Genomic DNA, 24327 nt, shown 5'->3' with positions numbered 1-24327 from the left:
TAAAGAAAACAAAAAAAAATCACCGCTCAAGAGCAGTGATTTAAAATACATTGGTGCAGGCTATAGATTAATCAAAAAGACCTAGGTTCTCTTTAGCATATGCTTCAAATTCTGTGCAGCCGCCAATGTGCTCTTGGTCTACAAAAATTTGAGGAACAGTATCTACAGGCTTACCGACTGTTTTTTCTAGATCTGCTTTTGAGATCCCTTCTGCATGAATATCAACATAACGATAGTTAAAATCTTCACGTTTTTCTTTTAGCGTATCAGCGTGTTCTTTTGCACGAACACAAAATGGGCAACCAGGGCGACCAAAAATAACTACAAACATAGTGTTAACTCCAAATAGTAAGGGATGCGTGTTACTGCAATCAATAGGAATACTATGCCTACTGTTATCTGCAAAGTAAAGGTGATTTCACCTCTCTATCTAATAGGTAAAACCTATGGATTGAAAAGTAATAAAAAGAAGAGATCTTAAATAGAATCAATGAGATTTATAAAAAAGAACCCACTTAATTAAAGTGGGTTCTTAAATGTTTTTTGAAATGAAAAAGTTAGAGAGTGTTGTCTTTTTCATAACGAGAGTCTTTTAACGCATCTTTTACACGCTTTAAATTGTCTCTAAAGCCAGCGCCACGACGTAAGGTAAAGCCTGTTGCTAATACATCGATAACTGTCATTTGTACAACACGGCTCGCCATTGGCATATAAACGTCAGTATCTTCTGGAACGTCTAAGCAAATAGCTAAAGAAGACATCTTTTCTAGTGGAGAGTCTTTCGCTGTAATAGCAATAACTGTCGCACCATTTGATTTAGCAAGTTCTGCAATCTCAACCAAACTCTTTGTGCGGCCAGTATGAGAGATTAATACTACAACGTCGTTTTCAGTACAGTTGATGCAACTCATACGCTGCATGACGATATCATCAAAACACGTGATTGGAATATTAAAGCGGAAAAACTTATTCATGGCATCGTGTGCAACAGAAGCTGATGCGCCAAGACCAAAAAATGAGATCTTTTTCGCTTGAGTTAATAAGTCGACAGCACGATTAACTTGCATTGGATCAAGACTATTCTTAGCAACATCTAAGCATGCCATTGTTGATTCGAAAATTTTGTGCGTATAGGCGTCTGGGCCATCATTTTCTTCAACGTTACGGTTCACATAAGGTGTTCCGTTCGCTAAACTTTGTGCTAAGTGAAGTTTAAAATCAGGAAAGCCTTTAGTGTCTAAACGACGACAAAAACGGTTAACAGTTGGCTCACTTACATCAGCCATTTTTGCTAATGTAGCGATACTAGAGTGAATGGCCGTTTGTGGTGAGGCCATGATTACTTCAGCAACTTTACGTTCTGATTTACTGAAGTTATCTAAATTATTTTGTATTCTTTCAATCGTATTCATATGCACTCTTCTACATTCTGCTCTTAGTATAACCCTAGCCAGAATAACCTACCTTGGTTTACTCTGGTTAACGCTATAAATATTTGATGAGATTAAGTATATACGTTTGTAGAGTGTGCCTCTAACAAATGACGGTCTTGAGTGTATTTTTATAACAATAATATGACAGAACTCTAAAAACACTTTCAATTTAGAAAGTGTTTTTATTTATAAATCGAGTTTTATTGTAAATATTGGCGTGATCTTGTGATTAAATTTCAGACTTTCAGGAAAATAATTACAAAATCCAGGTTACTTTATATGAGATAAAATAACCTGGATGAGGAGTTGTTGCTAAGCTAATTTAAGATTGAGTCGGTAAGAGTGAGTAATTGTGGAAGAGAAATCTCACTACTTTTTGCAATGCATCTTTGCTCGATTAGGACATTTTTTAAGATATCTTTTGTCGTTAAAGGATTGGCAAGTACTACTCGGAAAACAATCGTCGGTTGTGACTGGTAACTTTCCGGCGTTAAGCGTGTTCGAGAAACGAATGATTTACCCGTTTCACGTTGAGTTTTTTGGATATATTTAGTGAGATTATCCAAGTGCTCATAGATTTCAATTCTTTGCTCTGGTGTTGCCAATAATAAGGCTTCTTTTACTCGTTTTGGCACATAGCGATAAGTAAGTAGACAAAGCTCTGGTGCTGATATTAATTCAAAGTCATCTTGTTGTTGGATTAATTCAGAAAAATACTTAGCTTTTTCAATGCTTTGATTGATCAGTAGTTCATAACCTGGACGACTAATAACATTAAAGCAAGAGTACAATAGCATTGCCATGCCACTACGAGACCCTTCAAGTGTATGTCGGCCTAGATCTTTTGACCCTTTGCGTAAAATATATTCAGCGTGATGCTGAATAGATGACATAAGTTCAGGATCTTTAAATATCACCATGCCAGCTCCCATAGGGACATAAAGCTGCTTATGTGCATCAATGGTGACAGAATCGGCTAAATCAATACCATCTAAAAGGTGACGATAAGTGTTAGACATTAAAGTCGCACCGCCCCAAGCTGCATCGACATGAAAATGACAGTTTTCACGTTGAGCGACTTCTGCCAGTTGGCGTAATGGGTCAATGGTTCCTGTTTCAGTCGTACCAGCAACACCAATAATGGCTAATGGCTTAATATTATTTTCTTTAGCGGCTGCGATTTTTAATTCTAGATCAGCCAAACAGATCCGGTTGTTGTTGTCTGTTTTTACAGCAACGACACCATCTTGACCGATACCTAATACATCAGCGGCTTTTTTTACTGAATAGTGGCCACGCTCAGAAACAAATATAGCAAGTCCGCTGCATTTATAATGAGTTAAAGCAGCAAATAGACCTTGTTTAGCAATGCCTTCAAAATTACCTTCAGGTTTTAATAAACGGTTCCTTGCAACCCATAACGCGGTAATATTAGCGACAGTACCACCAGAGCAAAAAGCCCCCAATGAGTGATCGGCGCTGTGCATCCAGTGATGGTAAAAACCGTCTTGCTCACCATAAATAAGGCGATGCAAAATACCCAAAACTTGTCGTTCTAATGGGGTAAATGCTTTTGATGTTTCAATTTTGACTAGATTTTGATTCAAGGCGATCATGATCTTAGACAGCGGCATTAAAAAGTAAGGCAATGCAGATGTCATGTGACCAATAAAGCTTGGAGCTGAAGTATGAACAGATTGAGAAACTAACGTATTCAATAAATGCTCAGTATGTTCAGAAACATACGTCGGCGATTCAGGCATTGAGGAATCCGTAAAATCTTTCTCTATTTCAGTCAGAGGTTTTTCCTCTGCAACAATATGCTCTCGTAAGAACTTATTTAGATTTTGAGAAAGTTCTTGCTCAATTTTACCAAGAGTAGAATCGGGCGCTTCCGGAACAGTAAAAATTCGCAGCATGCTTTCTAAGTTGGCATCCGCTGTTTTGTTGTCTGTTACCATGGTATCTGTTCTATTTGTTGATGATTGAAAAGTAAAGATGGGTTCTCTTTACTGGCTCTGAGAGCACAATTTAGATCAAAATGAGTAAAAAGTCTTGTCCAAATGTGCAACTCAGGCCTCTGAGGGAGATAAATCGATTCTCTTGATTAAATAACCAACAACTTATTGGCAGCTGATTTTGCTAATCTCTGTTATTTTTTGGTTGTAAGCATTTAATGGTGTTTCAATGTCTTTTGGGTGACTTAAAATATCAGCAAAAGCAGAACGCAATTCATAGTTTTGTTTATGAGGCTGAGATTGACGATCATCAAAAGTTACTTTTGCTATTTTGCCAAGTTCATCTTTATTGGCTGCTAATGCTTTAATTTCTTTTTGTTCTAACTGTAACCAAGATTCAATCGATTGGTTAGTTTTGACTTTTGATGGATCATTTTTTAGATAAAAATCAACCGCTGCACGATTTAATTCAAAGTGATGTTCACGACCTTCAAGAAACCATTCACCCACGCTATCTAATTTCGGATTTTTTTGAACTGTAATCGCAATGAGATCTTTATACCAAGTTAGCGATGCATCAACGTATTGGCTGTATTTGTTGCTTAAGCATTCAGTATCAGCAGCCTGAGCAGACGTTGTTAATAAAGCAAATGGTAAAATAAGAGCAGCAAGTTTCATTACAAATCCTTAGAAATGAATCATTATTATTGGCTGTGATTGTAGGCATCGTATTACTAAATGCAATTTAAACAACTCACAGTGTGATGCTTCCCTCTTAATTTATAATTGAAAAATTAATATTAGAGGGAAACAAAAAATAGCATTAAGAAAGGTACGGACAAACTTAGGATAAAGCCACTAACAATGGCAATTGGAACACAACGAATACCGCCACAGTTTTGAATAACAGGTAGGGTAAAGTCCATTGCTGTTGCGCCTGCGTAACCAATTGAAGTCACAGGGTAGCGATGGATGAGTGTTGGAATTAATAAGAGAGCGACCAGTTCACGCATGAGTTCGTTTAAGAAAGCTGCACCACCATAAACAGGCCCAAGAGCATCGCCCATTAAGATCCCTGCAAGCGAATACCAACCAAAGCCAGAGGCCATTGCTAGACCGTGCTGTAAAGGAATATCTAAAAATAGAGCTGCGATTAGGCCACCGATAAGTGACGTTGACATGATAACGGCAGCAATAATGATTCCATGTTTGTTAAGTAAAATTTGACGAAGAGATAAGCCACTATTTCTTAGCTGAATACCGATAAGAAAAAGTAAAAGCAATAAAATTAATTCACTGGCTTCTTCAACCCATGAAAGGTCAATGCCACTTAATAAACCCACTAATAAACCACCAGCCACAGCAAGTAGCAATTTCGCGGACTCAAGGATCATTTTGAATAATGGAAGTGTGTTTTTATTCCCTTCAGAATTAAGAGGGAAAATTTTATCCATAATAGGGAGGATAGCTAAATTACACACGCTGATAGAGACAAAAAACACAGCGGTAATTGTTACTATTTGATTTAGGTTTTGAGCTAAATTATCAAGCGCGGCGAGACTTAGCCCCATCAATGCAAGTATGACAGTAACTAAATGACTGGTTGCGGCGTTTATGTGCTGAAGAGGCTTCTTTTTATGAAGAGGTATTAGATAACCAAATAGCAGGGGTAAAAAAACGAATAGCATTCCAGAAAGCATAGTTTTGATCTCATCCATGAAGAAGCCTTGAGAATATCAAGGCTTATTAATGACATCAATATAAGTTATCTATTTTTAGTAATTAAATTACAAACCACTGCTTTTTAAGGTTTCTTTAATGCGATCGTTAAATTGACTGTTTGTAAGATTGCTTAGCGTATAGAGAGCTTCAGCTCCTTCTAGCGTAATTTCAATTTCATGTTCATCAAGGCTGTCATCTTTACTTCTAAACAATAATATATGATTAGCAATACGAGCAATATTTAAATAACTAACTTGTTCATCTGGCTTTAATTGCTGTTGAGTATTGGTTGCAACAGCTAAGAAATCGCTATCAAATTGCCAGTGATTTAGTACGTGATAACTAGTATCGTTACACTCTTTATCAAAGATATAAAGCGCTAAGTCCAACTCTAAATAATTGCCTTTCTCAAGATAATCATAATACTCGTTAACGAGGCAAAATAGCCCAATATCCGCAAGTAACCCAGTAAGTAATGCTTTTTCTGGCTCCAAATAAGCGAGAGAATTATCATCAGATGCCGCTATCATTTCTTGACAAACCATGGTCATAACTGCAGAAAATTCACGAGAGCGAGCGGCACTTTTACGAAGTAGTGCATTACATTCTTTATTTAAATCACAAGAATGCTTTAGTTGCTCAATAGCTTGAGCTGTAACGATGTCTCGAACACGGAAAATACCAAGGCGTGAAACGGCGGTTAATACATCAGTACAAGTAATATTTCGACGATTGAAAACAACAGAATTAGCCATACGAATGACGATAGCTGTGAGACTTGGGTCCTCTAATAAAGCATCGGAGACATCTTTAATTAATGTGCCCTCAAGAGTACATAGCTTTTGAATTTTAAGTACAACATCAGGGATAGGAGGCAATTGAATGTTACCTGATGAGATACTCTGAGCAGCTAAGTCGCTAAACTCACTTCTTAATGCAGCTAGTACTTTTTCTTTATCGTGAGGTAACCAAAAAAACGATAAATGATCCATTCTTAATTCATACCTTTAAATGATGAATGAATCATACAGTATTTTTATGATATCGAAAAAGAAACTCAAGAAAATGAGACTACTTACTAAAAAAGAGCGTTATTTAAGTACACAACGCGTTGAAAAGTTATTACGCAGGAATAAATAAGGGGCTGGTTATTGATGGTGTAAATGTATTCTTGTGAAGTACATCAACGAATTAATAGGCACTCCTATGAGACTATAATGAGAGCTAAGTCGGTGAAACTACTTACTTGCCGACACGAATTAACATAGATGATTGTGATCGCAGTTAGATAATTAACTGTAGATTCAATGCTTAATATAAAAATAATAGAAAATATAAAATTGTACGTTTATTATTCAATTGCTTGATGTCAAATTTATGACAGGGACGGGGGTCACTGAGTTTAAGATCAAGGAGATCGAAATGAGTCATCTAGAGGAACGCTTTTTTAATTTTGTAAAAAAACTGGGTCGATTTAATAAACGCTCGATGTTTGGTGGTGTTGGATTATTTACTGAAGACGCTATGTTTTCGCTCGTAACTGAAGGACGACTGTATGTTCGAGGTGGTGGGTTAGTTGATGAGCAATTTGAAAAGCTAGGCTGTGAACGTTTTAAGCACGTAAAGAAAACAACAATAGCGACAGTTAATTATTTTGATATCAGTGAGTTATTTGATAAAAAACCAGCGTTGCTTTTGAATATAATTAAAGAAGCGATGGAAAACTCACGAGCAGAAAGAGAGTTCAAGAAATCAAAAGAGAATCGTCGATTACGTGATTTGCCGAATATGCAATTAACATTAGAAAGAATGGTAAAGAAAGCAGGAATTCCAGATGTTAATGCTTTTTTGAACACTGGAGCTGTCGATGTATTTAGGAAAGTAAATACAACGTATGGTGGTGATGTTGATGTGAAATTGCTTTGGAAGTTTGCCGGTGCAGAGTCAGGTGTGCATTGGACATTATTGCAAGAACCAACAAAAAGAGCCTTATTACAACAAGTTTGAGTATACCAATAAAAAAACCTCGTTATTCCTTTTGATTTATAGGTATAACGAGGTTTTTTTTGCTCTAAACTTTAATAAGTAAGCTTAGTGCTTAGAAACTTAGTTCTTAAAAAATTAGCTCTTAAAAACTTAGTATTTAAAGCGTGCAGTTAGTAGTAACTGGTCGCCATAGATGCCATTGAATCGACCTTCAGCACCAATAGAGAATAGCTCTGTTGAGTGGAATCGACCATATACAGAGAATAACGTATCGTCATTATCATCAATTGATAGGTAACCTACTTTACCACCGACTTCTAGTTGAGGACCTAACCATTGGCGAACGCCTAAGTTAAGCTCCATACCTGTATCGTTTTTGTAGTGCTTGTTATCATCAACAACGCGAAGCAACATTTCACCAGTAATATCAGCCCAGTTATTTACTGGAGCATGAAAACCAAGACCTGTTGCTAAGTCGTAATCACCATCTAGTTCAGAATCAACTGAAACGATAGCGTGTGCGTTAGGGTGAATTGATTTACTAAAACCAGCACCAAATGTTGAAGGGCTAAATCCAATACGAGCTTCAACATAGTCATAGCTGAAGTTGCTCATGATTGCATTGTTTGGGTCATTATCTGCAGCCATTGACGTTGCTGAAATGAACATTAGGCTTGAAGCTAAAAGTGTCTTACGGATCATGATATTTGAAACCTATCAAATTGAGTGCTGTAATAAAAAATATGCTCTAGATACTAACAGAAATGGGTATTTTTGCTAGAAGGTAGTCTATAAATTTTAGAGTTACAGCAATTAGTCAAAAAATTAACGTGTATTCGTTTTGTTTTAAATAAGCAAAATATAAGCCAAGACAAGTTATTTTGCTGATTAGAAAGCAAGTTTATCTTATAAATAGAGTTGTATTGCAGTGAGTGACTTAGGTAAACTGACAAAAATGGATAAAATTGGATAACAATATGAACGAATTAAGAAAGTACGCTGCAATTGGTGGTGCGATTGCAATTATCGCTTGCTGGCCATTTGCCACAGGGAAGATTGGTGAAGCTATTTTTAAAGATGGGATAGCTTCTTATCATAATTCGATCATTGAGGTTGAATCTGTTTCTTATGATCGCGGTTATTTAAGCTCAACAGCGCAAAGCCGAGTTCATGTTATTGATAAGGGATTGAGTGAAGAACTAGAATACGCGGGTTACCCAACAGAAGTGATTATTAATCATGATATTTCTCATGGGCTATTCTCAGTATCTTCAGTGTCAACGTTTGATACAACGAGTGAAACATCAGAGTTTATTAAAGGGCTAACATTAACCACTGAGAGCCAACTGACAGGAACAACAGAATTACTGCTATCAAGTAAAGACACGAATTTCATGACTGAAGACCTTCAAGCTCAAGGGGTTGAAAAGCTTTTCTTAGCGGCAAGTCAAGTTTCTGCTGTTATTGAAAAAGACGGTCAGTTCAATGTGTCATATCAATTGCCTAAAACTGAAATACGCTTAGATAATCAGTCTGAAATGATTATTGATAATGTTGCGGGTCAAAGCGCTGGTCATTATGTTGGTGATATTTTTATTGGTGAGGCAAATGTTAGCATTGAGAAAATGTTATTAAATGATATTGAAAGCCAAATTAATAATGAAGTGAAAGGACTTAAATACACAAGCAGTAATCACTTAACTGAAGTAAAAGATAAGGCTGAAGACAATACCTTTACCTCTCAAAATGTACTTACTTTAGCAGAAGTGAATACCGACGCTGGAGTACTTAAAGAAGGTACTTTTGATATTAGTTTTGAAGACCTAAATTACGACGCTTTAATTAAATTGGTTCCGCTACTTCAAGACCAAGAGCTAGACAATGATAAAATTCAGCAACTTATGTTGTCATTTGATTTGTTAGCAGCCAAAGGTTTTAAAGTTAATATCAATCAATTCAGTGCTGAAGTACTTGGTAGTAAAGTTGATAGCAGCATTAAATTAGCGCTACCAGCTGGTACGGCAAGAGCTTCTCAAAATGCAGATAAATTAGTTCAAACCCTAGAAGGGAAAACGGAATTAGTTATTGCAAAGAAATTAGTTGATGAGACGCCAGAGTTGCGTATGCAAATGGATGAATTATTGATTAATGAGTTTGCCGTAGAAGAGGGTGATAATTACCGTTTATCTGCAACGATTGCAAATGGTCAAATTGAGTTGCTTAACGGACAAAAAATGCCGTTGTTTATGCTATTAGGCTTTTTAAGCTATTTACGTTAATCGTCTTTTATTGAATCAAAATAGCTCACTAGGTGGGCTATTTTTTTATCTATAGATAATATTTGAGTGATTTAGTGAATTAGATCACTTTCTGATTTCCTTGTGAGAGAAAAGGTGGTATTAATTTCTATACATTATTTTATGTAAACATCTTTTATAAAATAGCAGGAGCCTTTGAGAAACATGGAAAAAGTATTTAACTTTTGTGCTGGTCCAGCAATGCTGCCAGTAGACGTTCTAGCCCAAGCTCAAAAGGAATTGGTGAATTGGAACGGTTTAGGCACTTCAGTTATGGAGATTAGCCACCGTAGTAAAGAGTTCATTAAAGTTGCGGAAGACTCTGAGCAAGATCTGCGTGATTTATTATCAATTCCTGAGAATTATAAGGTATTGTTTTGCCAAGGCGGCGCACGAGCACAATTTGCAGCGGTTCCATTGAATCTACTTGGTGGAAACACTAAAGCGGATTATGTGGATGCGGGGTATTGGGCTCAAAGTGCAGTGACTGAAGCAAAAAAATATTGTACGCCGAATGTCATTGAAACCATTATTACTGTCGATGGCAAAAAAGCCGTTCAGCCTGCTGCTGAATGGGCACTAAGTGATGATGCGGCTTATGTGCATTTTTGTCCAAATGAAACCATTGACGGTATCGAAATTAATGATTTACCGGTCATTGATAAACCAATTGTCGCTGATATGTCGTCTACGATCTTATCGCGTCAAATTGATGTATCAAAATATGGTGTCATTTATGCTGGTGCGCAAAAGAATATTGGACCAGCAGGCTTAACCATTGTAATTGTACGTGATGATTTACTTGAACTAGCAGCAGATGCACTTCCTAGCGTATTAAGCTATGGCGTATTGGCTGATAAAGAGTCAATGTTCAATACACCACCAACATACGCTTGGTATCTTTCGGGTTTAGTTTTCAAATGGCTAAAAGCTCATGGCGGCATTGAGGCTATGGAAGCGCATAACCGTAAGAAAGCAGCGGTACTATACGATTATATTGATCACTCTGATTTCTATCGTAACGATGTTCATGCAGATAACCGTTCGTTAATGAATGTTCCATTTCAGTTAGCTAATCCAGAGCTGGATGAGACATTCTTATCATTAGCAGATGATTCTGGTCTAAAAGCCTTAAAAGGCCATAGAGCGGTTGGTGGTATGCGAGCATCGATTTATAACGCAATGCCATTAGAAGGCGTTCAAGCGTTAGTTGAGTTTATGAAAGAATTTGAAACTAAATACGCATAAGGTGTTGGTTTTATCTAATTAGTAGATGAGCTAAATACAGAGTAAATAAAAAGCCGATACTGAATAAACAGTATCGGCTTTTTTATGGTTTCAGAATAAGCAGGTGGTTAACGAGCTAATGCTTTATTTAAAAACGTTGCCATAGCTGATGGTAAGCCCCATTGAGTGCAAGTAAGCTCTCATGTGTGCCTTGTTCCGTTATTTCACCGTGATCCATAAGACAGATATGGTCCATGTTTTCTAAATTAACCAATCGGTGGGTAATAAATACCACGGTTTTATCTTTAATATGATCATTTAATACAGACATTATTTGTTGCTCTGTTTTTTGATCTAAGCCTTCGGTTGGTTCATCAAGTAACACGATAGGAGCGTTGTGTAATAAAGCTCGTGCAATACCAATACGGCGGCGTTCACCACCAGAAAGTTGACGTCCGCCATCTCCTAGCCAGGTATTTAAGCCCTCATCAGCAGTAAGATCGCCTAGGCCTACCTTATTTAGCGTTTGGGTTAATAACTCGTCATTTGCTTCATCGTTTGCGAGTAAGAGGTTATCTCTTAATGAGCCATTGAGAATATCAACACGCTGACTAACAACCGACATAGCGCTGCGTAGGCTTGATTCTTTCCATTTAGGCAGTTGGACACCATCAATGGCAATAGAGCCTGATTTAGGATCCCATTGACGAGTTAGTAACTGCAATAAGGTTGATTTACCTGAGCCTGTTTGACCCACGATCGCCATTTTTTGACCTGCAAGTAGATCGAGTGAGACGTGTGTGATCGCATCGGTATCCGCATCAAGATATTGGTAACTCACATCAGAGATCGTTAAGTTACCTTTTATCTCTTGAGTCACGCCATTTTCATCAAAGACAGTATCTGGTTCCGCGGTGATGATTTCATTTAAGCGACGAGCAGAACTTAATGTCTGGCCTAAATATTGGAAAGCGCCTGCAATTGGCATTAATAATTCAAAACTTGCCATTGTCGCAAAGGCAACCATAGCCACCATTGGATCTGGCGTCATACCAGCAATACCATCTGCAGAGATCCACAGCATTAATAGCAGTGTCCAGCCGTTAGCTAAAAGCAGCAGCCCATTAGCTAAGCCAGTCAATGTTGCCATGTGACGTTGATTAGATAACAGTGCGACTTGAGCATCAAGAATACGTTGGTGATATTGCTCTTCTGCACCAAAGATACGCAGTTCAGCATTACCTTGAAGCCAATCTAAGGTTTTAATTCTCAATGTGGCTTTATTTTGAGTAAGATCTGCACCATTTTGTTTGCCTAACTTATAGAAAAGGGTAGGCCAGATAAGCAGTAGAGAAAATAGAATCGCGCCAAGAGTCAGGCCTATAGTGACATCAAACCACGCAAGAAAAGCGGTTAGTCCGATAATGCCTAATGTACCAACAATAATTGGACTAATAAGACGCAGATAGACATGGTCCATCGCATCGACATCAGCAACAAGACGGTTTAATAAATCGGCGTCACGCAGCTTTGAAAAACGACCTGGAATTAACGGTATTAATTTTTTAAAGAAGAAAATACGTAATTCAGTTAGTAATTTAAAGGTAGCATTGTGACTAACGACTCGTTCTCCCCAACGACCAGCGGTTCGGCCGATAGAGAAACCACGTACCGCTCCCGCAGGAAGCATGTAGTTAAATGTTTCACGAGCAATGGTTAAACCAGCAAGAGCTGAAGCTGAAATAAACCAGCCTGAAATCGTTAATAAGCCGATAGATGCAAATAAGGTTGCAAAGCTAAGTAACATACCTAGTGTTAGGCCAAACCAATGTTTTTTGTATAATTTAATGTAAGGCAGTAAATCACGCATCAAGATCACCTTGCTTTGGTTGTTTTGCGGCAAGCATGGTTGCAAATAAGCCGGAGTCTTTAATTTCATCAAATGAACCAGATTGAACCACTTGACCTTTATCCATAACTAAAATGGTGTTCATCGCATGAAGTTGATCTAAACGATGGCTGATCATTAAGGTGGTTAGCCCTTGAGTCGCTTCATTTAAGCTCTTCATTACCAGACGTTCACTTTTAGCATCAAGGCTAGCGGTTGGCTCATCTAAAATCCATAAACGACCTTGCTGTAACAGTGCACGAGCTAACGCTAAACGTTGAGCCTGTCCAACAGATAAACCACCTGAGCGATCTGAAATAGCGTGCTGATAACCAAGATCATCAATAAATTCATTAGCAAAGGCTTGTTTGCTTGCTGAATCAAGTTGGTCTTTTGTGATCTCTTGTTTACCTAAGGTGATGTTTTCTTCGATGGTGCCATGAACTAGGGTAGGGTTTTGTCCAACCCAATTAATGTCTTGATACCACTGTTTCTTATCTAACTCAGACAGCTCTATGCCATTAATCTTAATGCTGCCTTGATAAGGTAAGAAACCTAATATGGCATTAATTAAGCTAGTTTTACCCGCGCCACTTGGACCGACTAACGCAGTTTGAGAACTTTCCAAAAGGTGAAAGCTAATAGGGCCTAATAACGTTTTGTCATCATGCGTAGTCACAACCAGATCAGTAACTTGAATATCAAGCGTGGTTGAATCAGAGACTTTTTGAGTGCCATTAGTTTGAGCATTAGTGTCAGTATTTAAAAACTCAACAAGAGATTCAGCAGCGCCGACAGCTTGTGCTTTTGCGTGGTAAAAAGTCCCTAAATCTCGCAGTGGTTGATAAAACTCTGGGGCAAGAATAAGAATAAATAAACCAGTAAATAGCGTAACTGTGGTTCCGTAATGGCCAAAGTCTAATTCACCTATAAAGGTAAAACCAAAGTAGACCGCTACGATAGCAATTGAAATTGAAGTGAAAAACTCTAATACCGCAGAGGATAAGAAAGCCAGTCTTAGTACTTCCATAGTGCGTTTACGAAAGATTTCAGAAGCACCATGTAAATGCTCGGTTTCTTGAGCGGTTTTATTGAATAAACGGATAGTCGTCATCGATTGCAGGCGGTCATAAAAATGGCCTGACAAACGTTGTAGCGCTTTAAAGTTACGGCGGTTAGCATCAGCAGCACCCATACCAACCAGAGCCATAAATAGTGGAACCAACGGCGCGGTCAATAGGAATACTAAACCTGCAGCCCAGTTTTGTGGGAAGACGACAATCAAAATGGCAAAAGGAATTAATACGGACAAAGACATCTGTGGCAGATAGCGAGAGAAGAAATCTTGCATGTCTTCTACTTGTTCGAGTAATAAGGTTGCCCATGTACCAGCTGGCTTGCCTTTTATATAGGCAGGGCCTAACTCTTGAAGTTTATTCATCACCAATTGGCGAATATGAACACGGACATACTCACCACATCGATAGCCAGCAATTTCACGACCCCAACTACAAGCTGCTCGAATAGCAACAATTGCGAGAATAGCGACAAAGTGGGAAATGAGTTCGTACTTATCTACTTGTTCAATAATCAGTTGGTGCAAGATATCGGCAAGTAATGCAGCTTGTGCTATAAGAAAAAGGCTAGAAAGAAAGCCAAGCCCGATAGAGAGGGTTAGCCATTTTTTTGCAAGTTTACTCTGACCTTTAAGCCATTGTCCTAACTCGCGCTGTTGATTTTTATCCATAATATGAAGGCTTACGTTTTGTATTATTTTACATACGTACAGTATCTATTTTAATAATTAGAATATAAGAAACCATATGTACATCAGTAAAATAAGATGAGCAAAAGAAACCCGAAGTATTCGCTTCGGGTTTAACGTTAACGGCAGACAGTTTAACTTTCTTTTGCTTCTAACGCATCTAAAAAGCGCTCTGCATCTAATGCAGCCATACAACCTGTACCAGCAGAGGTAATTGCTTGACGATAATTATGGTCCATAACGTCTCCCGCAGCGAAGATACCTTCAATACTCGTTTGAGTTGCATTGCCTTCAAGGCCTGATTTCACCTTAATGTAGCCATTTTCCATATCAAGTTGACCATTGAAAATAGCGGTATTTGGTTGATGACCAATAGCAATGAATGCGCCCATGACTTCTAAATCTTCAGTCGCATCAGATTTTGTGTCTTTTAATCGAACACCGGTAACACCCATTTCATCACCCAGTACTTCATCTAGCGTACGGTCGGTATGTAAGATGATATTGCCGTTTTCAACTTTATCCATTAAGCGGTCAATTAGGATTTTTTCAGAACGGAAGGTATCGCGACGGTGGATCAAATGCACTTCAGCGGCGATGTTTGATAAGTACAATGCTTCTTCAACAGCAGTATTACCACCGCCAACAACCGCTACTTTTTGATTACGGTAGAAGAAACCGTCACACGTAGCACAAGCTGAAACGCCACGGCCTTTAAATGCTTCTTCAGATTCTAAGCCTAGATATTTAGCTGAAGCGCCAGTTGAGATGATTAAAGCATCACAGGTATATTCAGCAGAATCGCCTTTTAGGCGGAAAGGACGCTGGCTGAAATCAGTTTCGTTAATATGATCAAAAATCATTTCAGTATTGAAACGTTCCGCGTGTGCTTTCATCTCTTCCATTAAACCTGGGCCCGTCATATCTGCAGCGCCACCAGGCCAATTTTCAACTTCTGTCGTTGTGGTTAATTGTCCACCTTGCTGCATACCTGTGATCATTACAGGGTTTAGGTTTGCTCGTGCAGCATATACAGCAGCAGTATAACCAGCAGGGCCAGAGCCAAGGATCAATAATTTAGAATGCTTAACGTTGCTCATAGGATCTCCGAGCTAAAATCAAAAAACGAGAAATAAGGTGGGAACGACAAGGGTGTGTTCATCATCCTTAGTGATTAAGGTGATTGTATGGAATTTATTGCAGTAAAGAAAGGGCACCACAGCGGGTGCCCTCAATGATTTTGTTATAGGATATGTTTTTACGCAGTTAGTGCTGCTTCTGGAGAGACATATTCTAAATCAAAGCTTTCTGCTACTTCTTTGCAAGTCACTTTACCGTGGATAACGTTTAGGCCATCTAGGAAGCCTTTATCTTCAAGAAGTGCTGCTTTATAGCCTTTATCTGCTAATTTAATAATATATGGAAGGGTTGCATTATTAAGCGCAAAAGTAGATGTGCGAGCAACGGCACCTGGCATGTTAGCAACACAGTAGTGAACCACTTCATCTACAATGTAAGTAGGATCTGCGTGTGTAGTTGCATGAGACGTTTCAAAACAACCGCCTTGGTCAATAGCAACATCAACAACCGCCGCGCCTGGTTTCATACGTTTAATGTGATCAGCCGTAACCAGTTTAGGTGCAGCAGCACCAGGAATAAGTACAGCACCAATAACAAGGTCAGCTTCTAGTACGTGCTTCTCAATAGCATCAACGGTTGAGTAAACTACTTTAGCGCGCCCCTGGAACTCTTCATCTAGAGCACGAAGTGTATCGATGTTACGATCTAAAATAGTAACGTCAGCACGCATACCAACAGCCATTCGTGCCGCATTTGCACCAACAACACCGCCGCCTACAACGACTACTTTTGCAGGTTCAACACCAGGTACACCACCAAGAAGTAGACCGCGGCCACCGTTTGATTTTTCAAGAGTTTGAGCACCTGCTTGAATAGACATACGTCCTGCAACTTCAGACATTGGTGCTAATAGTGGCAGTCTACCCATATAATCTGTTACAGTCTCATATGCGATGCAGACAGCTTTACTCTTAATTAAGTCTTCTGTTTGTGGAAAATCTGGTGCAAGATGTAAATACGTGAATAAAATTTGCCCTTCACGTAGCATTGCACGTTCAATAGCTTGTGGCTCTTTAACTTTAACAATCATGTCAGCTTGAGCAAAAACGTCTTCGGCTGTAGGAAGAATGGATGCGCCTACCGCGATGTAATCATCGTCGGTAAAACCAATGCCAGAACCGGCTTTTGTTTCGACAAAAACGTCATGGCCATGGGATATTAATTCTCGAACACTCGCTGGGATCATGCCAACGCGGTATTCATGATTTTTTATTTCCTTAGGTACGCCAATGATCATCCTGATTTCCTTTTATGTTATGGTTATTATGACTGCTTGTAGGGTTTTTGTTTCGAATTTTTAACTAGTATAGTTTGTAATTAGCAAAATTTGATGCTAAATATTAAAAAGTTGTAGTATATTTTTTTGCAAGGAAGTAATAAGGTGGAATAAAAAATGGTAGATAATAAGAAACCGTCCAAGGAACTGGATCGTATCGATCGCAATATTTTAAATGAACTCCAAAAAGATGGACGAATTTCAAATGTTGAATTATCTAAGAGAGTGGGCTTATCACCAACTCCGTGTTTAGAGCGTGTTCGTCGTTTAGAGCGTCAAGGGTACATCAATGGCTATACTGCCTTGTTGAATCCACAATATTTAGATGCATCATTATTAGTATTTGTTGAGATCACACTGAACCGTGGTGCACCCGATGTGTTTGAACAATTTAATACAGCGGTACAGTTATTAGACGATATTCAAGAGTGTCACCTTGTTTCAGGTGATTTTGATTATCTTTTAAAGACTCGAGTATCAGATATGAGTGCTTATCGCCGATTGCTTGGTGATACACTGTTGCGTCTTCCTGGAGTAAACGACACACGTACTTACGTAGTCATGGAAGAGGTAAAACAGACTAACCATTTAGTGATTAAAACTCGCTAATGGTATCAAGGTTCTAAATTTTAGAGATTTTTTTGTTCTTTAATTTACAAAACCTTGAAGAGCTTAAAGGCTATTAGGTATATTCTACCTAAGATGCCTTTGAGTAATGACGAGCGGCGTTATGCCGCTCGACTTGTTTTTAATTTCTACAGATTTAGTGATCCTTGCTTTTTTCTCTTCGAATGCATTTATACATTAAAGAGGGATGACTAAATCTAAGCACAGTAACATTGGATAGTATTTTGTTTACAAAGATTAAAGAAAAGATTTCTGAGAGAAAAATTCAGCTGACAACGTTAAAAGTTGAAACCGTAGCTGAACCAGAAAAAGAACGATTAAATGGCAATCAACGTTTGCAAGAAGCACTATTTATTGTAGGTCTACTTGCGACTATCTTTATTGTCATCTCCTTATTTAGTTTTAATCCTGCGGATCCTTCATGGTCTCAGACTGCTTGGGATGGCAGTGTTGAGAATGCTGGTGGTTCCTTTGGAGCATGGATCGCTGATACGCTTTTCTTTGCCTTTGGTTCTTTAGCTTATCTATTACCGGTCATTCTTTTAGGCTGTACTTGGGTCGTTTTTCGTAAAAAAAACCAAGACCAAGAAGAGCGTGAGTTGGATCTAATGATGATCGGAACTCGCATCTTAGGTCTTTTAATTCTATTTTTAACCAGCTGTGCTTTAGCCGATACCAGTTTTGATGATTTATGGTATTTCTCATCTGGCGGCGTGGTTGGCGATGTACTTACTAGTCTAACAACCCCTATTTTGAATTTGCTTGGTTCAACGCTTATTTTCATGTTTTTATGGGGAGCGGGCTTAACATTATTTACAGGTGTTTCTTGGTTAACGATTGTTGACAACCTTGGTGGCATGGCGCTGGAAGGCGTTAGAACCATTGTAAATAAAATGAGAAAGACGGAAGACGAAACGTATGAAGTTGAAAGTGAGAATGATTACAAGCAAGAAGCAGTAGATACAGATCTGTCTCATTCATTTACTTCTACACCATCTATTTCTTCTGCTGTCGAAAATACAGATGTTGACCCATTTGAAACGCCTAAAATTTCGGCTCGTGAAGCCTCAATGTTTGCAGGTGAAAATACGTATTCAGATGACCCTCTATTCTCGACACCAAGCGATTATGCTTCTGAGCCAGTAGTTCATCAAGCAGAGACTTCATTAATAGAAATAGAGCAGGTTGAAGATAACGTTATTGAGAATAGTGTTCTTGAAAATAGCGTTGTCGCACCATCATTGTATGCCACAGAACAAAATGAACCGACGCCTCCGGAAATTTTAGAAGATGGATTGAATTTATCCATGCGTAGCAACGCGACAATTGCTGAGTTAGATAATGAAGCATTAGTTCAAGATCCTCTATTAAGTAAAGTTGATGCAGAGAAGGCCTTTAATCCTAATCCTATTGTTAGTGCGGCAGTATTAAGCTCGACAGCAATGGCTGTTGGTGCAGAAGAAGTTGCTATTATTGATGAGCCTTTACTAACTGAAGATGAATTGACTCCTTTTGTTGATATCACGACTGAAAGTAACCACCTTGATTCATTAAATACTCAAGATAATGAACAAGCTGAATATCAAGAGATCAGTGCTTTCTCTAGTGCCACTGATCAATTTGTTGAACCGAGTGTGGTAGAGAATCAAGAAAGCGCTGAAACATTAAATGAATGGCAGAATGAATATCAAGAGACTTCTTCTAATCATGAAGATACGTTTACGGCTAATCTAGAGCAAGATGAAACCGTTGAAGACAATATTCATTTCTCAGCACATGAAGAGTCTCAAGCAATAGAAGAAGAGTCATTTTCCTCATTTAGCGCGGTCGAGCAACAGACTCAAGAAACAGAGATTGAAGAAGTTGTTGAGCAAGCGGTTGAAGAGACACTTCATGATGTTGTCATTGAAGAAGTACTTCCTGAAGAAAAACCAGAGCATTCAGATGCTGATATAGCGGCATTCCAAGCGCTAGTGGCAAAAGAGAAAGCGACACAAGCGGCATTACAAAATCCGTTCTTGGTTAACTCTGAACCTAATTTACCAAAACCAACGTCTCCAATGCCGACTCTGGAGCTATTGTACTCTCCTGACACTCGCGCAGAAATGGAGTCTCGTGAATCACTAGAGCATACGGCTCGTTTGGTTGAAGCAAAACTGGCTGATTACAAAATTAAAGCGCGAGTGGTGGATATCTTCCCTGGTCCTGTAATTACTCGTTTTGAGTTAGATTTAGCACCCGGTGTTAAGGTAAGCCGTATCTCAGGCCTTGCAACCGATTTAGCTCGTTCTTTATCTGCGATGGCAGTACGTGTTGTTGAAGTTATTCCGGGTAAACCTTACGTAGGTTTAGAGCTTCCTAACTTTAATCGTCAAACCGTGTTTTTCTCTGATGTGGTTGGTAGTGATACATTTAAAAATGCAAAATCACCAACAACCGTCGTTATGGGGCTTGATATCGCAGGTGAAGCGGTTATTGCTGATTTAGCAAAAATGCCTCACGTACTGGTTGCGGGTACTACCGGCTCTGGTAAGTCGGTTGGTGTAAACGTCATGATTTTGAGTGTGCTGTATAAAGCGACCCCAGAAGATGTACGTTTTATCATGATCGATCCAAAAATGTTGGAACTTTCTATCTATGAAGGAATCCCACACCTATTGACTGAAGTTGTTACTGACATGAAAGACGCGGGTAATGCATTGCGTTGGTGTGTTGGTGAAATGGAACGTCGTTATAAATTAATGTCAGCGTTAGGGGTCCGTAACCTACAAGGCTTTAATGATAAATTGAAAATGGCAGCAGCAGCAGGGCACCCAATCCATGATCCATTATGGAAACCGGGTGATAGCATGGATGAGATGCCACCATTGTTAGAAAAACTGCCGTCTATTATTGTTATCGTCGATGAATTTGCTGATTTGATGATGGTTGTTGGTAAGAAAGTAGAAGAATTGATTGCTCGTTTGGCTCAAAAAGCGCGTGCAGCAGGTATTCACCTAATCTTGGCAACCCAACGTCCATCGGTAGATGTTATTACTGGTTTGATTAAAGCAAACATTCCAACACGTGTTGCGTTTACGGTATCAACTAAAACCGATTCAAGAACTATTCTTGACCAAGGTGGTGCTGAATCTCTACTTGGTATGGGTGATATGCTTTACTTAGCACCGGGTTCTAACCATACCGTTCGTGTTCACGGTGCGTTTGCATCAGATGATGATGTACATGCCGTCGTAAATGATTGGAAAGCGCGTGGTCGTCCAAATTACATTGAAGCGATTACTAAGAGTGAGCAAGGCGCAGAATCTTTACTGCCTGGTGAAAAGTCAGACAATGAAGAAGAGCTTGATCAATTGTTCGATCAAGTGGTTGAGTTTGTAACGACATCTCGAAGAGGCTCTGTATCTGGGGTTCAACGTCAATTTAGAATTGGGTATAACCGTGCTGCTCGTATTGTTGAGCAATTAGAGGCGCATGGGATCGTAAGTACTCCGGGCCATAATGGTAACCGTGAAGTGATAGCGCCACCGCCAGTAGGTAGCGGCGATTAATCGAATTGGCATTATTTCTATTTAGATAAGTGAAAATTATTGATGAAAAAGTTTTTAGTTTCTTTGTGTTTGTTAAGTTCTGGCGTATTTAGCGCTGCAGCGTTGGCGTCTCCTCAAAGTGAATTGACTGAGCGTTTAAATCAAAATGCTGGCTTTGAAGCGGTATTTACTCAAAAAGTAGTGAGCCCTGAAGGGGATGTATTAATGCAAGGCGAAGGGGATGTGAAAATTCTACGTCCTAATTTGTTTCGTTGGCATACACAGACTCCCGATGAGAATTTGCTGGTCACTGATGGCGAAACACTATGGTATTACAATCCATTTGTTGAACAAGTTACCTTAATGGGACTTGAAAAAGCCACAACACAGACCCCATTTGTATTATTAACACGTAATAAGTCTTCTGATTGGGATAATTATTCTGTGACGCAAAATGGTGATGCGTTCACCGTGTCTCCAAAATCTGATTCAGCAGTAAAAAGCGACTTTATTGTCAATATACAGCCATCAGGTAATGTCACTGGATTCTCTGTTGTAGAGCAAGATGGACAACGTAGTGACTTTAGCTTTACGAAATTTGAAGCGAAAAAACCAGCGCAAAGTAATTTCAGTTTTACTGTGCCAGCAGGTGTTGATATCGATGATCAACGCTAATGAAAGATAAAGGATAAACGTGAGTAACTTCAGTTTAGATTTTTCAGCAGGGGACGACTTTCGTCCCCTTGCTGCTAGAATGCGCCCTCAAAATATTGAGCAATACATTGGTCAGCAACATCTACTAGGTGTTGGTAAGCCGCTGCGTCGTGCGCTAGAAGCCGGACAGATCCACTCAATGATTTTATGGGGGCCTCCTGGTACCGGTAAAACAACATTAGCGGAAGTGGCTGCTAATTACACCAACGCAGAAGTGGAACGAGTATCGGCGGTCACTTCTGGCGTAAAAGACATTCGTGCTGCAATAGAAAAAGCGAAAGAGAATCAAACCACAGGCCGCAGAACGATTATGTTTGTGGATGAGGTCCATCGCTTTAATAAAAGCCAGCAAGATGCTTTTCTGCCGCACATAGAAGATGGCACGATTACTTTTATTGGTGCGACAACGGAAAATCCTTCTTTTGAGCTCAATAATGCATTGTTATCGCGAGCGCGAGTATACAAATTAAAATCATTAGAAAAACAAGATATTGTTCAGGTAATAGACCAAGCGCTTTTAGATAAAGATCGTGGTTTAAATGATGATAATTTTATACTTCCTGATGAGGTGAAATTACAACTGGCTGATTTGGTGTCGGGCGATGCTCGTATGTCACTCAATTACCTTGAGCTTCTGCACGATATGGCAGAAGAAGATCATGAAGGTAAGAAAGTGGTGGACTTGCCTTTATTAGCGGAAGTGGCGGGTGAAAAACTGGCACGTTTCGATAATAAAGGGGATATGTGGTACGACTTAATCTCAGCTGTTCATAAATCAATTCGTGGCTCTAATCCTGATGCGGCATTGTATTGGACTGCGCGTATTATTGCAGCAGGTGGTGATCCTTTGTATGTTGCGCGTCGTTTATTAGCGATTGCTTCTGAAGATATTGGTAATGCCGATCCTCGTGCGATGGAAATTGCGATGAATGCGTGGGATTGTTTTACACGAATTGGTCCCGCAGAAGGGGAAAGGGCTATAGCTCAAGCAGTGGTTTATTTGGCGTGTGCTCCTAAAAGTAATGCCGTTTATACCGCGTGGAAACAAGCGCAAATGGATGCGATTAACTCACCAGATTATGATGTTCCAAATCATTTACGTAATGCACCTACGTCATTAATGAAAGATATGGGGTATGGAGCTGACTATCGTTATGCTCATGATGAGCCAAATGCGTATGCTTCTGGTGAGAATTATTTTCCGCCTGAAATACAGGATCGTAAGTACTACTTTCCAACAAAACGTGGTCTAGAAACCAAAATTAGCGAAAAGCTAGAGTATTTAGCTAAATTAGATCAAAACAGTCCCTTAAAACGCTACCAATAAAAGGGCATTTTCGGTATCTTATTCGAATCGCAATTTAGAAAAGAAAATTGCACAAAATTTTATTATTAAGTGGGTTCTGTTTACTTTGAACGCACAATGACCATAAGGCATAGGATTACAAATGCTTGATTCAAAATTACTTCGTACAGAGCTGGATGAAACAGCAGAGAAACTGGCACGTCGTGGCTTTAAGCTAGACGTAGAGACACTTCGCGATCTTGAAGAACAACGTAAGTCCCTTCAGGTAAAAACTGAAGAGCTTCAAGCGCAGCGTAATTCCCGTTCGAAGTCCATTGGTCAAGCAAAAGCGAAGGGTGATCATGAAGAAGCGGCTCGCATTATGGCTGACGTTGCAACACTAGGTTCTGATCTAGATGAAGCAAAAGTAGCGCTTGCTGATCTTCAACAACAAATCGAAACTATCGCTTTGTCTGTACCAAACCTTCCTGATGATTCTGTACCTTATGGTAAAGATGAAGAAGAAAACGTTGAAGTATTACGTTGGGGCAACCCTCTAGCGTATGACTTTGAAGTGAAAGATCACGTTGAACTGGGTGAAATGGCTGATGGTCTTGATTTTGCAAGCGCAGTTAAAATTTCAGGCTCTCGTTTTATCGTAATGAAAGGTCAATTTGCACGTCTTCACCGTGCACTAGCACAATTTATGCTTGATCTTCATACTGAAGAGCACGGTTACATGGAAATGTATGTACCGTACTTAGTAAACCACGATAGCTTATATGGTACAGGTCAATTACCAAAGTTTGGTGAAGACCTATTCCACACAAGCCCATTAACAGAGCAAGTAAGTGATGTTCCTCTTAAGATGCTATCACTTATCCCAACAGCTGAAGTTCCAGTAACAAACATGGTGCGCGATACCATTACTGAAGAAGCTGATTTGCCTCTGAAAATGACAGCTCACACACCATGTTTCCGTTCTGAAGCAGGTTCTTACGGTCGTGATACTCGTGGTCTTATTCGTATGCACCAATTCGACAAAGTTGAATTAGTTCAAATTACGAAACCAGAAGATTCAATGGCTGCGCTTGAAGAACTAACAGGTCATGCTGAGAAAGTACTTCAACTACTAGAACTTCCATACCGTAAAGTTGTTCTTTGTACTGGCGACATGGGCTTCGGCTCTCGTAAAACTTACGATTTAGAAGTGTGGGTTCCAGCACAAGAAACGTACCGTGAAATTTCTTCTTGTTCAAACATGTGGGATTTCCAAGCTCGTCGTATGCAAGCGCGTTTCCGTCGTCAAGGCGAGAAGAAACCAGAATTGGTTCACACACTGAACGGTTCAGGTCTTGCTGTAGGTCGTACAATGGTTGCTATCCTAGAGAACTTCCAACAAGCTGATGGTAAGATTGCTATCCCTGAAGTACTACGTAAGTACATGAACGGTGTAGAATTCATCGGTTAATCTGTTCT

Annotated in this window: 19 protein-coding genes; 8 read left to right on the top strand and 11 right to left on the bottom strand. The window is 39.2% G+C overall.

The features are described from left to right. Positions 1 to 67 precede the first annotated feature (67 nt). From ED622_RS15410 to ED622_RS15385, 6 genes are all read right to left on the bottom strand, one after another. A complete protein-coding gene (locus tag ED622_RS15410; protein WP_122035525.1) occupies positions 68 to 331 on the bottom strand; it encodes a GrxA family glutaredoxin in 264 nt (87 codons plus the stop codon). Positions 332 to 557: 226 nt separating this feature from the next. Continuing rightward, the gene (locus ED622_RS15405) at positions 558 to 1412 is read right to left on the bottom strand and encodes a MurR/RpiR family transcriptional regulator (protein WP_122035523.1); all 855 of its coding nucleotides are present in this window, start codon (positions 1410 to 1412) and stop codon (positions 558 to 560) included. 338 nt (positions 1413 to 1750) lie between these two features. Then, positions 1751 to 3394 (bottom strand): pyridoxal-dependent aspartate 1-decarboxylase PanP, encoded by a 1644-nt coding sequence (gene panP / locus ED622_RS15400; RefSeq protein ID WP_122035521.1) that lies wholly within the window; start codon positions 3392 to 3394, stop codon positions 1751 to 1753. Positions 3395 to 3556: 162 nt separating this feature from the next. Then, complete coding sequence (locus ED622_RS15395; RefSeq protein ID WP_122035520.1) at positions 3557 to 4069, bottom strand: hypothetical protein; 513 nt, start codon at positions 4067 to 4069, stop codon at positions 3557 to 3559. Between the two features lie 122 nt (positions 4070 to 4191). Continuing rightward, entirely contained in the window at positions 4192 to 5091 is a 900-nt protein-coding gene (locus tag ED622_RS15390; protein WP_122036144.1) for a lysine exporter LysO family protein, read from the bottom strand. 87 nt (positions 5092 to 5178) lie between these two features. Next, positions 5179 to 6105, bottom strand: a complete 927-nt coding sequence (locus tag ED622_RS15385; protein WP_122035518.1) for an HDOD domain-containing protein — start codon at positions 6103 to 6105, stop codon at positions 5179 to 5181. Positions 6106 to 6490: 385 nt separating this feature from the next. Here ED622_RS15385 and ED622_RS15380 point away from each other — a divergent pair, with 385 nt between their 5' ends. Beyond that, the gene (locus ED622_RS15380; RefSeq protein ID WP_122035516.1) at positions 6491 to 7120 is read left to right on the top strand and encodes a TfoX/Sxy family DNA transformation protein; all 630 of its coding nucleotides are present in this window, start codon (positions 6491 to 6493) and stop codon (positions 7118 to 7120) included. Positions 7121 to 7249: 129 nt separating this feature from the next. Here ED622_RS15380 and ED622_RS15375 read toward each other — a convergent pair whose 3' ends face one another. Continuing rightward, positions 7250 to 7801 (bottom strand): hypothetical protein, encoded by a 552-nt coding sequence (locus ED622_RS15375; RefSeq protein ID WP_122035515.1) that lies wholly within the window; start codon positions 7799 to 7801, stop codon positions 7250 to 7252. Positions 7802 to 8076: 275 nt separating this feature from the next. Here ED622_RS15375 and ED622_RS15370 point away from each other — a divergent pair, with 275 nt between their 5' ends. After that, positions 8077 to 9378, top strand: coding sequence for a DUF945 family protein (locus tag ED622_RS15370; RefSeq protein WP_122035513.1), 1302 nt, complete (start codon positions 8077 to 8079; stop codon positions 9376 to 9378). 183 nt (positions 9379 to 9561) lie between these two features. Further along, positions 9562 to 10644, top strand: a complete 1083-nt coding sequence (gene serC / locus ED622_RS15365) for a 3-phosphoserine/phosphohydroxythreonine transaminase (protein ID WP_122035512.1) — start codon at positions 9562 to 9564, stop codon at positions 10642 to 10644. 127 nt (positions 10645 to 10771) lie between these two features. Here serC and cydC read toward each other — a convergent pair whose 3' ends face one another. From cydC to ald, 4 genes are all read right to left on the bottom strand, one after another. Next, the gene (cydC, locus tag ED622_RS15360) at positions 10772 to 12493 is read right to left on the bottom strand and encodes a cysteine/glutathione ABC transporter ATP-binding protein/permease CydC (RefSeq protein WP_122035510.1); all 1722 of its coding nucleotides are present in this window, start codon (positions 12491 to 12493) and stop codon (positions 10772 to 10774) included. Continuing rightward, positions 12486 to 14258 carry a cysteine/glutathione ABC transporter permease/ATP-binding protein CydD gene (gene cydD / locus ED622_RS15355; RefSeq protein ID WP_122035508.1) on the bottom strand — a complete coding sequence of 591 codons (1773 nt, stop codon included), beginning with the start codon at positions 14256 to 14258 and terminating at the stop codon, positions 12486 to 12488. Before cydD ends, cydC begins: the two co-directional genes overlap by 8 nt. Positions 14259 to 14410: 152 nt before the next feature. Beyond that, positions 14411 to 15376: a thioredoxin-disulfide reductase gene (trxB, locus tag ED622_RS15350; protein ID WP_045101651.1), complete on the bottom strand. Its 966-nt coding sequence runs from the start codon at positions 15374 to 15376 to the stop codon at positions 14411 to 14413. 158 nt (positions 15377 to 15534) lie between these two features. Continuing rightward, positions 15535 to 16653, bottom strand: a complete 1119-nt coding sequence (ald, locus tag ED622_RS15345) for an alanine dehydrogenase (protein WP_122035506.1) — start codon at positions 16651 to 16653, stop codon at positions 15535 to 15537. A gap of 156 nt (positions 16654 to 16809) precedes the next feature. Between ald and lrp the strand changes: the two genes are divergently transcribed. From lrp to serS, 5 genes are all read left to right on the top strand, one after another. After that, positions 16810 to 17301 carry a leucine-responsive transcriptional regulator Lrp gene (lrp, locus tag ED622_RS15340; RefSeq protein WP_045101653.1) on the top strand — a complete coding sequence of 164 codons (492 nt, stop codon included), beginning with the start codon at positions 16810 to 16812 and terminating at the stop codon, positions 17299 to 17301. 281 nt (positions 17302 to 17582) lie between these two features. Continuing rightward, the gene (locus ED622_RS15335) at positions 17583 to 20870 is read left to right on the top strand and encodes a DNA translocase FtsK 4TM domain-containing protein (RefSeq protein ID WP_371413443.1); all 3288 of its coding nucleotides are present in this window, start codon (positions 17583 to 17585) and stop codon (positions 20868 to 20870) included. Between the two features lie 42 nt (positions 20871 to 20912). Next, complete coding sequence (gene lolA, locus ED622_RS15330) at positions 20913 to 21524, top strand: outer membrane lipoprotein chaperone LolA (RefSeq protein WP_122035502.1); 612 nt, start codon at positions 20913 to 20915, stop codon at positions 21522 to 21524. A 19-nt stretch (positions 21525 to 21543) separates the two neighbouring features. After that, positions 21544 to 22890, top strand: a complete 1347-nt coding sequence (locus tag ED622_RS15325; RefSeq protein WP_122035500.1) for a replication-associated recombination protein A — start codon at positions 21544 to 21546, stop codon at positions 22888 to 22890. 121 nt (positions 22891 to 23011) lie between these two features. Then, the gene (gene serS / locus ED622_RS15320) at positions 23012 to 24319 is read left to right on the top strand and encodes a serine--tRNA ligase (RefSeq protein ID WP_122035498.1); all 1308 of its coding nucleotides are present in this window, start codon (positions 23012 to 23014) and stop codon (positions 24317 to 24319) included. Positions 24320 to 24327: the final 8 nt, after the last annotated feature.

Source organism: Aliivibrio sp. EL58 (assembly GCF_900312675.1).
GTDB lineage: Bacteria > Pseudomonadota > Gammaproteobacteria > Enterobacterales > Vibrionaceae > Aliivibrio.
The sequence above is the reverse complement of the archived record's forward strand: the minus strand, read 5'-3'. Positions and strand labels throughout refer to the sequence as shown.

What these genes read in the sequence shown, in the direction of transcription:
- lolA (WP_122035502.1), top strand. Translation starts at nt 20,913, where the DNA reads ATGAAAAAGTTTTTAGTTTCTTTGTGTTTGTTAAGTTCTGGCGTATTT.
- cydD (WP_122035508.1), bottom strand. Translation starts at nt 14,258, where the DNA reads ATGGATAAAAATCAACAGCGCGAGTTAGGACAATGGCTTAAAGGTCAG.
- lrp (WP_045101653.1), top strand. Translation starts at nt 16,810, where the DNA reads ATGGTAGATAATAAGAAACCGTCCAAGGAACTGGATCGTATCGATCGC.
- ED622_RS15405 (WP_122035523.1), bottom strand. Translation starts at nt 1,412, where the DNA reads ATGAATACGATTGAAAGAATACAAAATAATTTAGATAACTTCAGTAAA.
- ED622_RS15375 (WP_122035515.1), bottom strand. Translation starts at nt 7,801, where the DNA reads ATGATCCGTAAGACACTTTTAGCTTCAAGCCTAATGTTCATTTCAGCA.
- ED622_RS15385 (WP_122035518.1), bottom strand. Translation starts at nt 6,105, where the DNA reads ATGGATCATTTATCGTTTTTTTGGTTACCTCACGATAAAGAAAAAGTA.
- ald (WP_122035506.1), bottom strand. Translation starts at nt 16,653, where the DNA reads ATGATCATTGGCGTACCTAAGGAAATAAAAAATCATGAATACCGCGTT.
- panP (WP_122035521.1), bottom strand. Translation starts at nt 3,394, where the DNA reads ATGGTAACAGACAACAAAACAGCGGATGCCAACTTAGAAAGCATGCTG.
- ED622_RS15395 (WP_122035520.1), bottom strand. Translation starts at nt 4,069, where the DNA reads ATGAAACTTGCTGCTCTTATTTTACCATTTGCTTTATTAACAACGTCT.
- ED622_RS15410 (WP_122035525.1), bottom strand. Translation starts at nt 331, where the DNA reads ATGTTTGTAGTTATTTTTGGTCGCCCTGGTTGCCCATTTTGTGTTCGT.
- ED622_RS15380 (WP_122035516.1), top strand. Translation starts at nt 6,491, where the DNA reads ATGACAGGGACGGGGGTCACTGAGTTTAAGATCAAGGAGATCGAAATG.
- ED622_RS15390 (WP_122036144.1), bottom strand. Translation starts at nt 5,091, where the DNA reads ATGCTTTCTGGAATGCTATTCGTTTTTTTACCCCTGCTATTTGGTTAT.
- cydC (WP_122035510.1), bottom strand. Translation starts at nt 12,493, where the DNA reads ATGCGTGATTTACTGCCTTACATTAAATTATACAAAAAACATTGGTTT.
- ED622_RS15370 (WP_122035513.1), top strand. Translation starts at nt 8,077, where the DNA reads ATGAACGAATTAAGAAAGTACGCTGCAATTGGTGGTGCGATTGCAATT.
- serC (WP_122035512.1), top strand. Translation starts at nt 9,562, where the DNA reads ATGGAAAAAGTATTTAACTTTTGTGCTGGTCCAGCAATGCTGCCAGTA.
- serS (WP_122035498.1), top strand. Translation starts at nt 23,012, where the DNA reads ATGCTTGATTCAAAATTACTTCGTACAGAGCTGGATGAAACAGCAGAG.
- trxB (WP_045101651.1), bottom strand. Translation starts at nt 15,376, where the DNA reads ATGAGCAACGTTAAGCATTCTAAATTATTGATCCTTGGCTCTGGCCCT.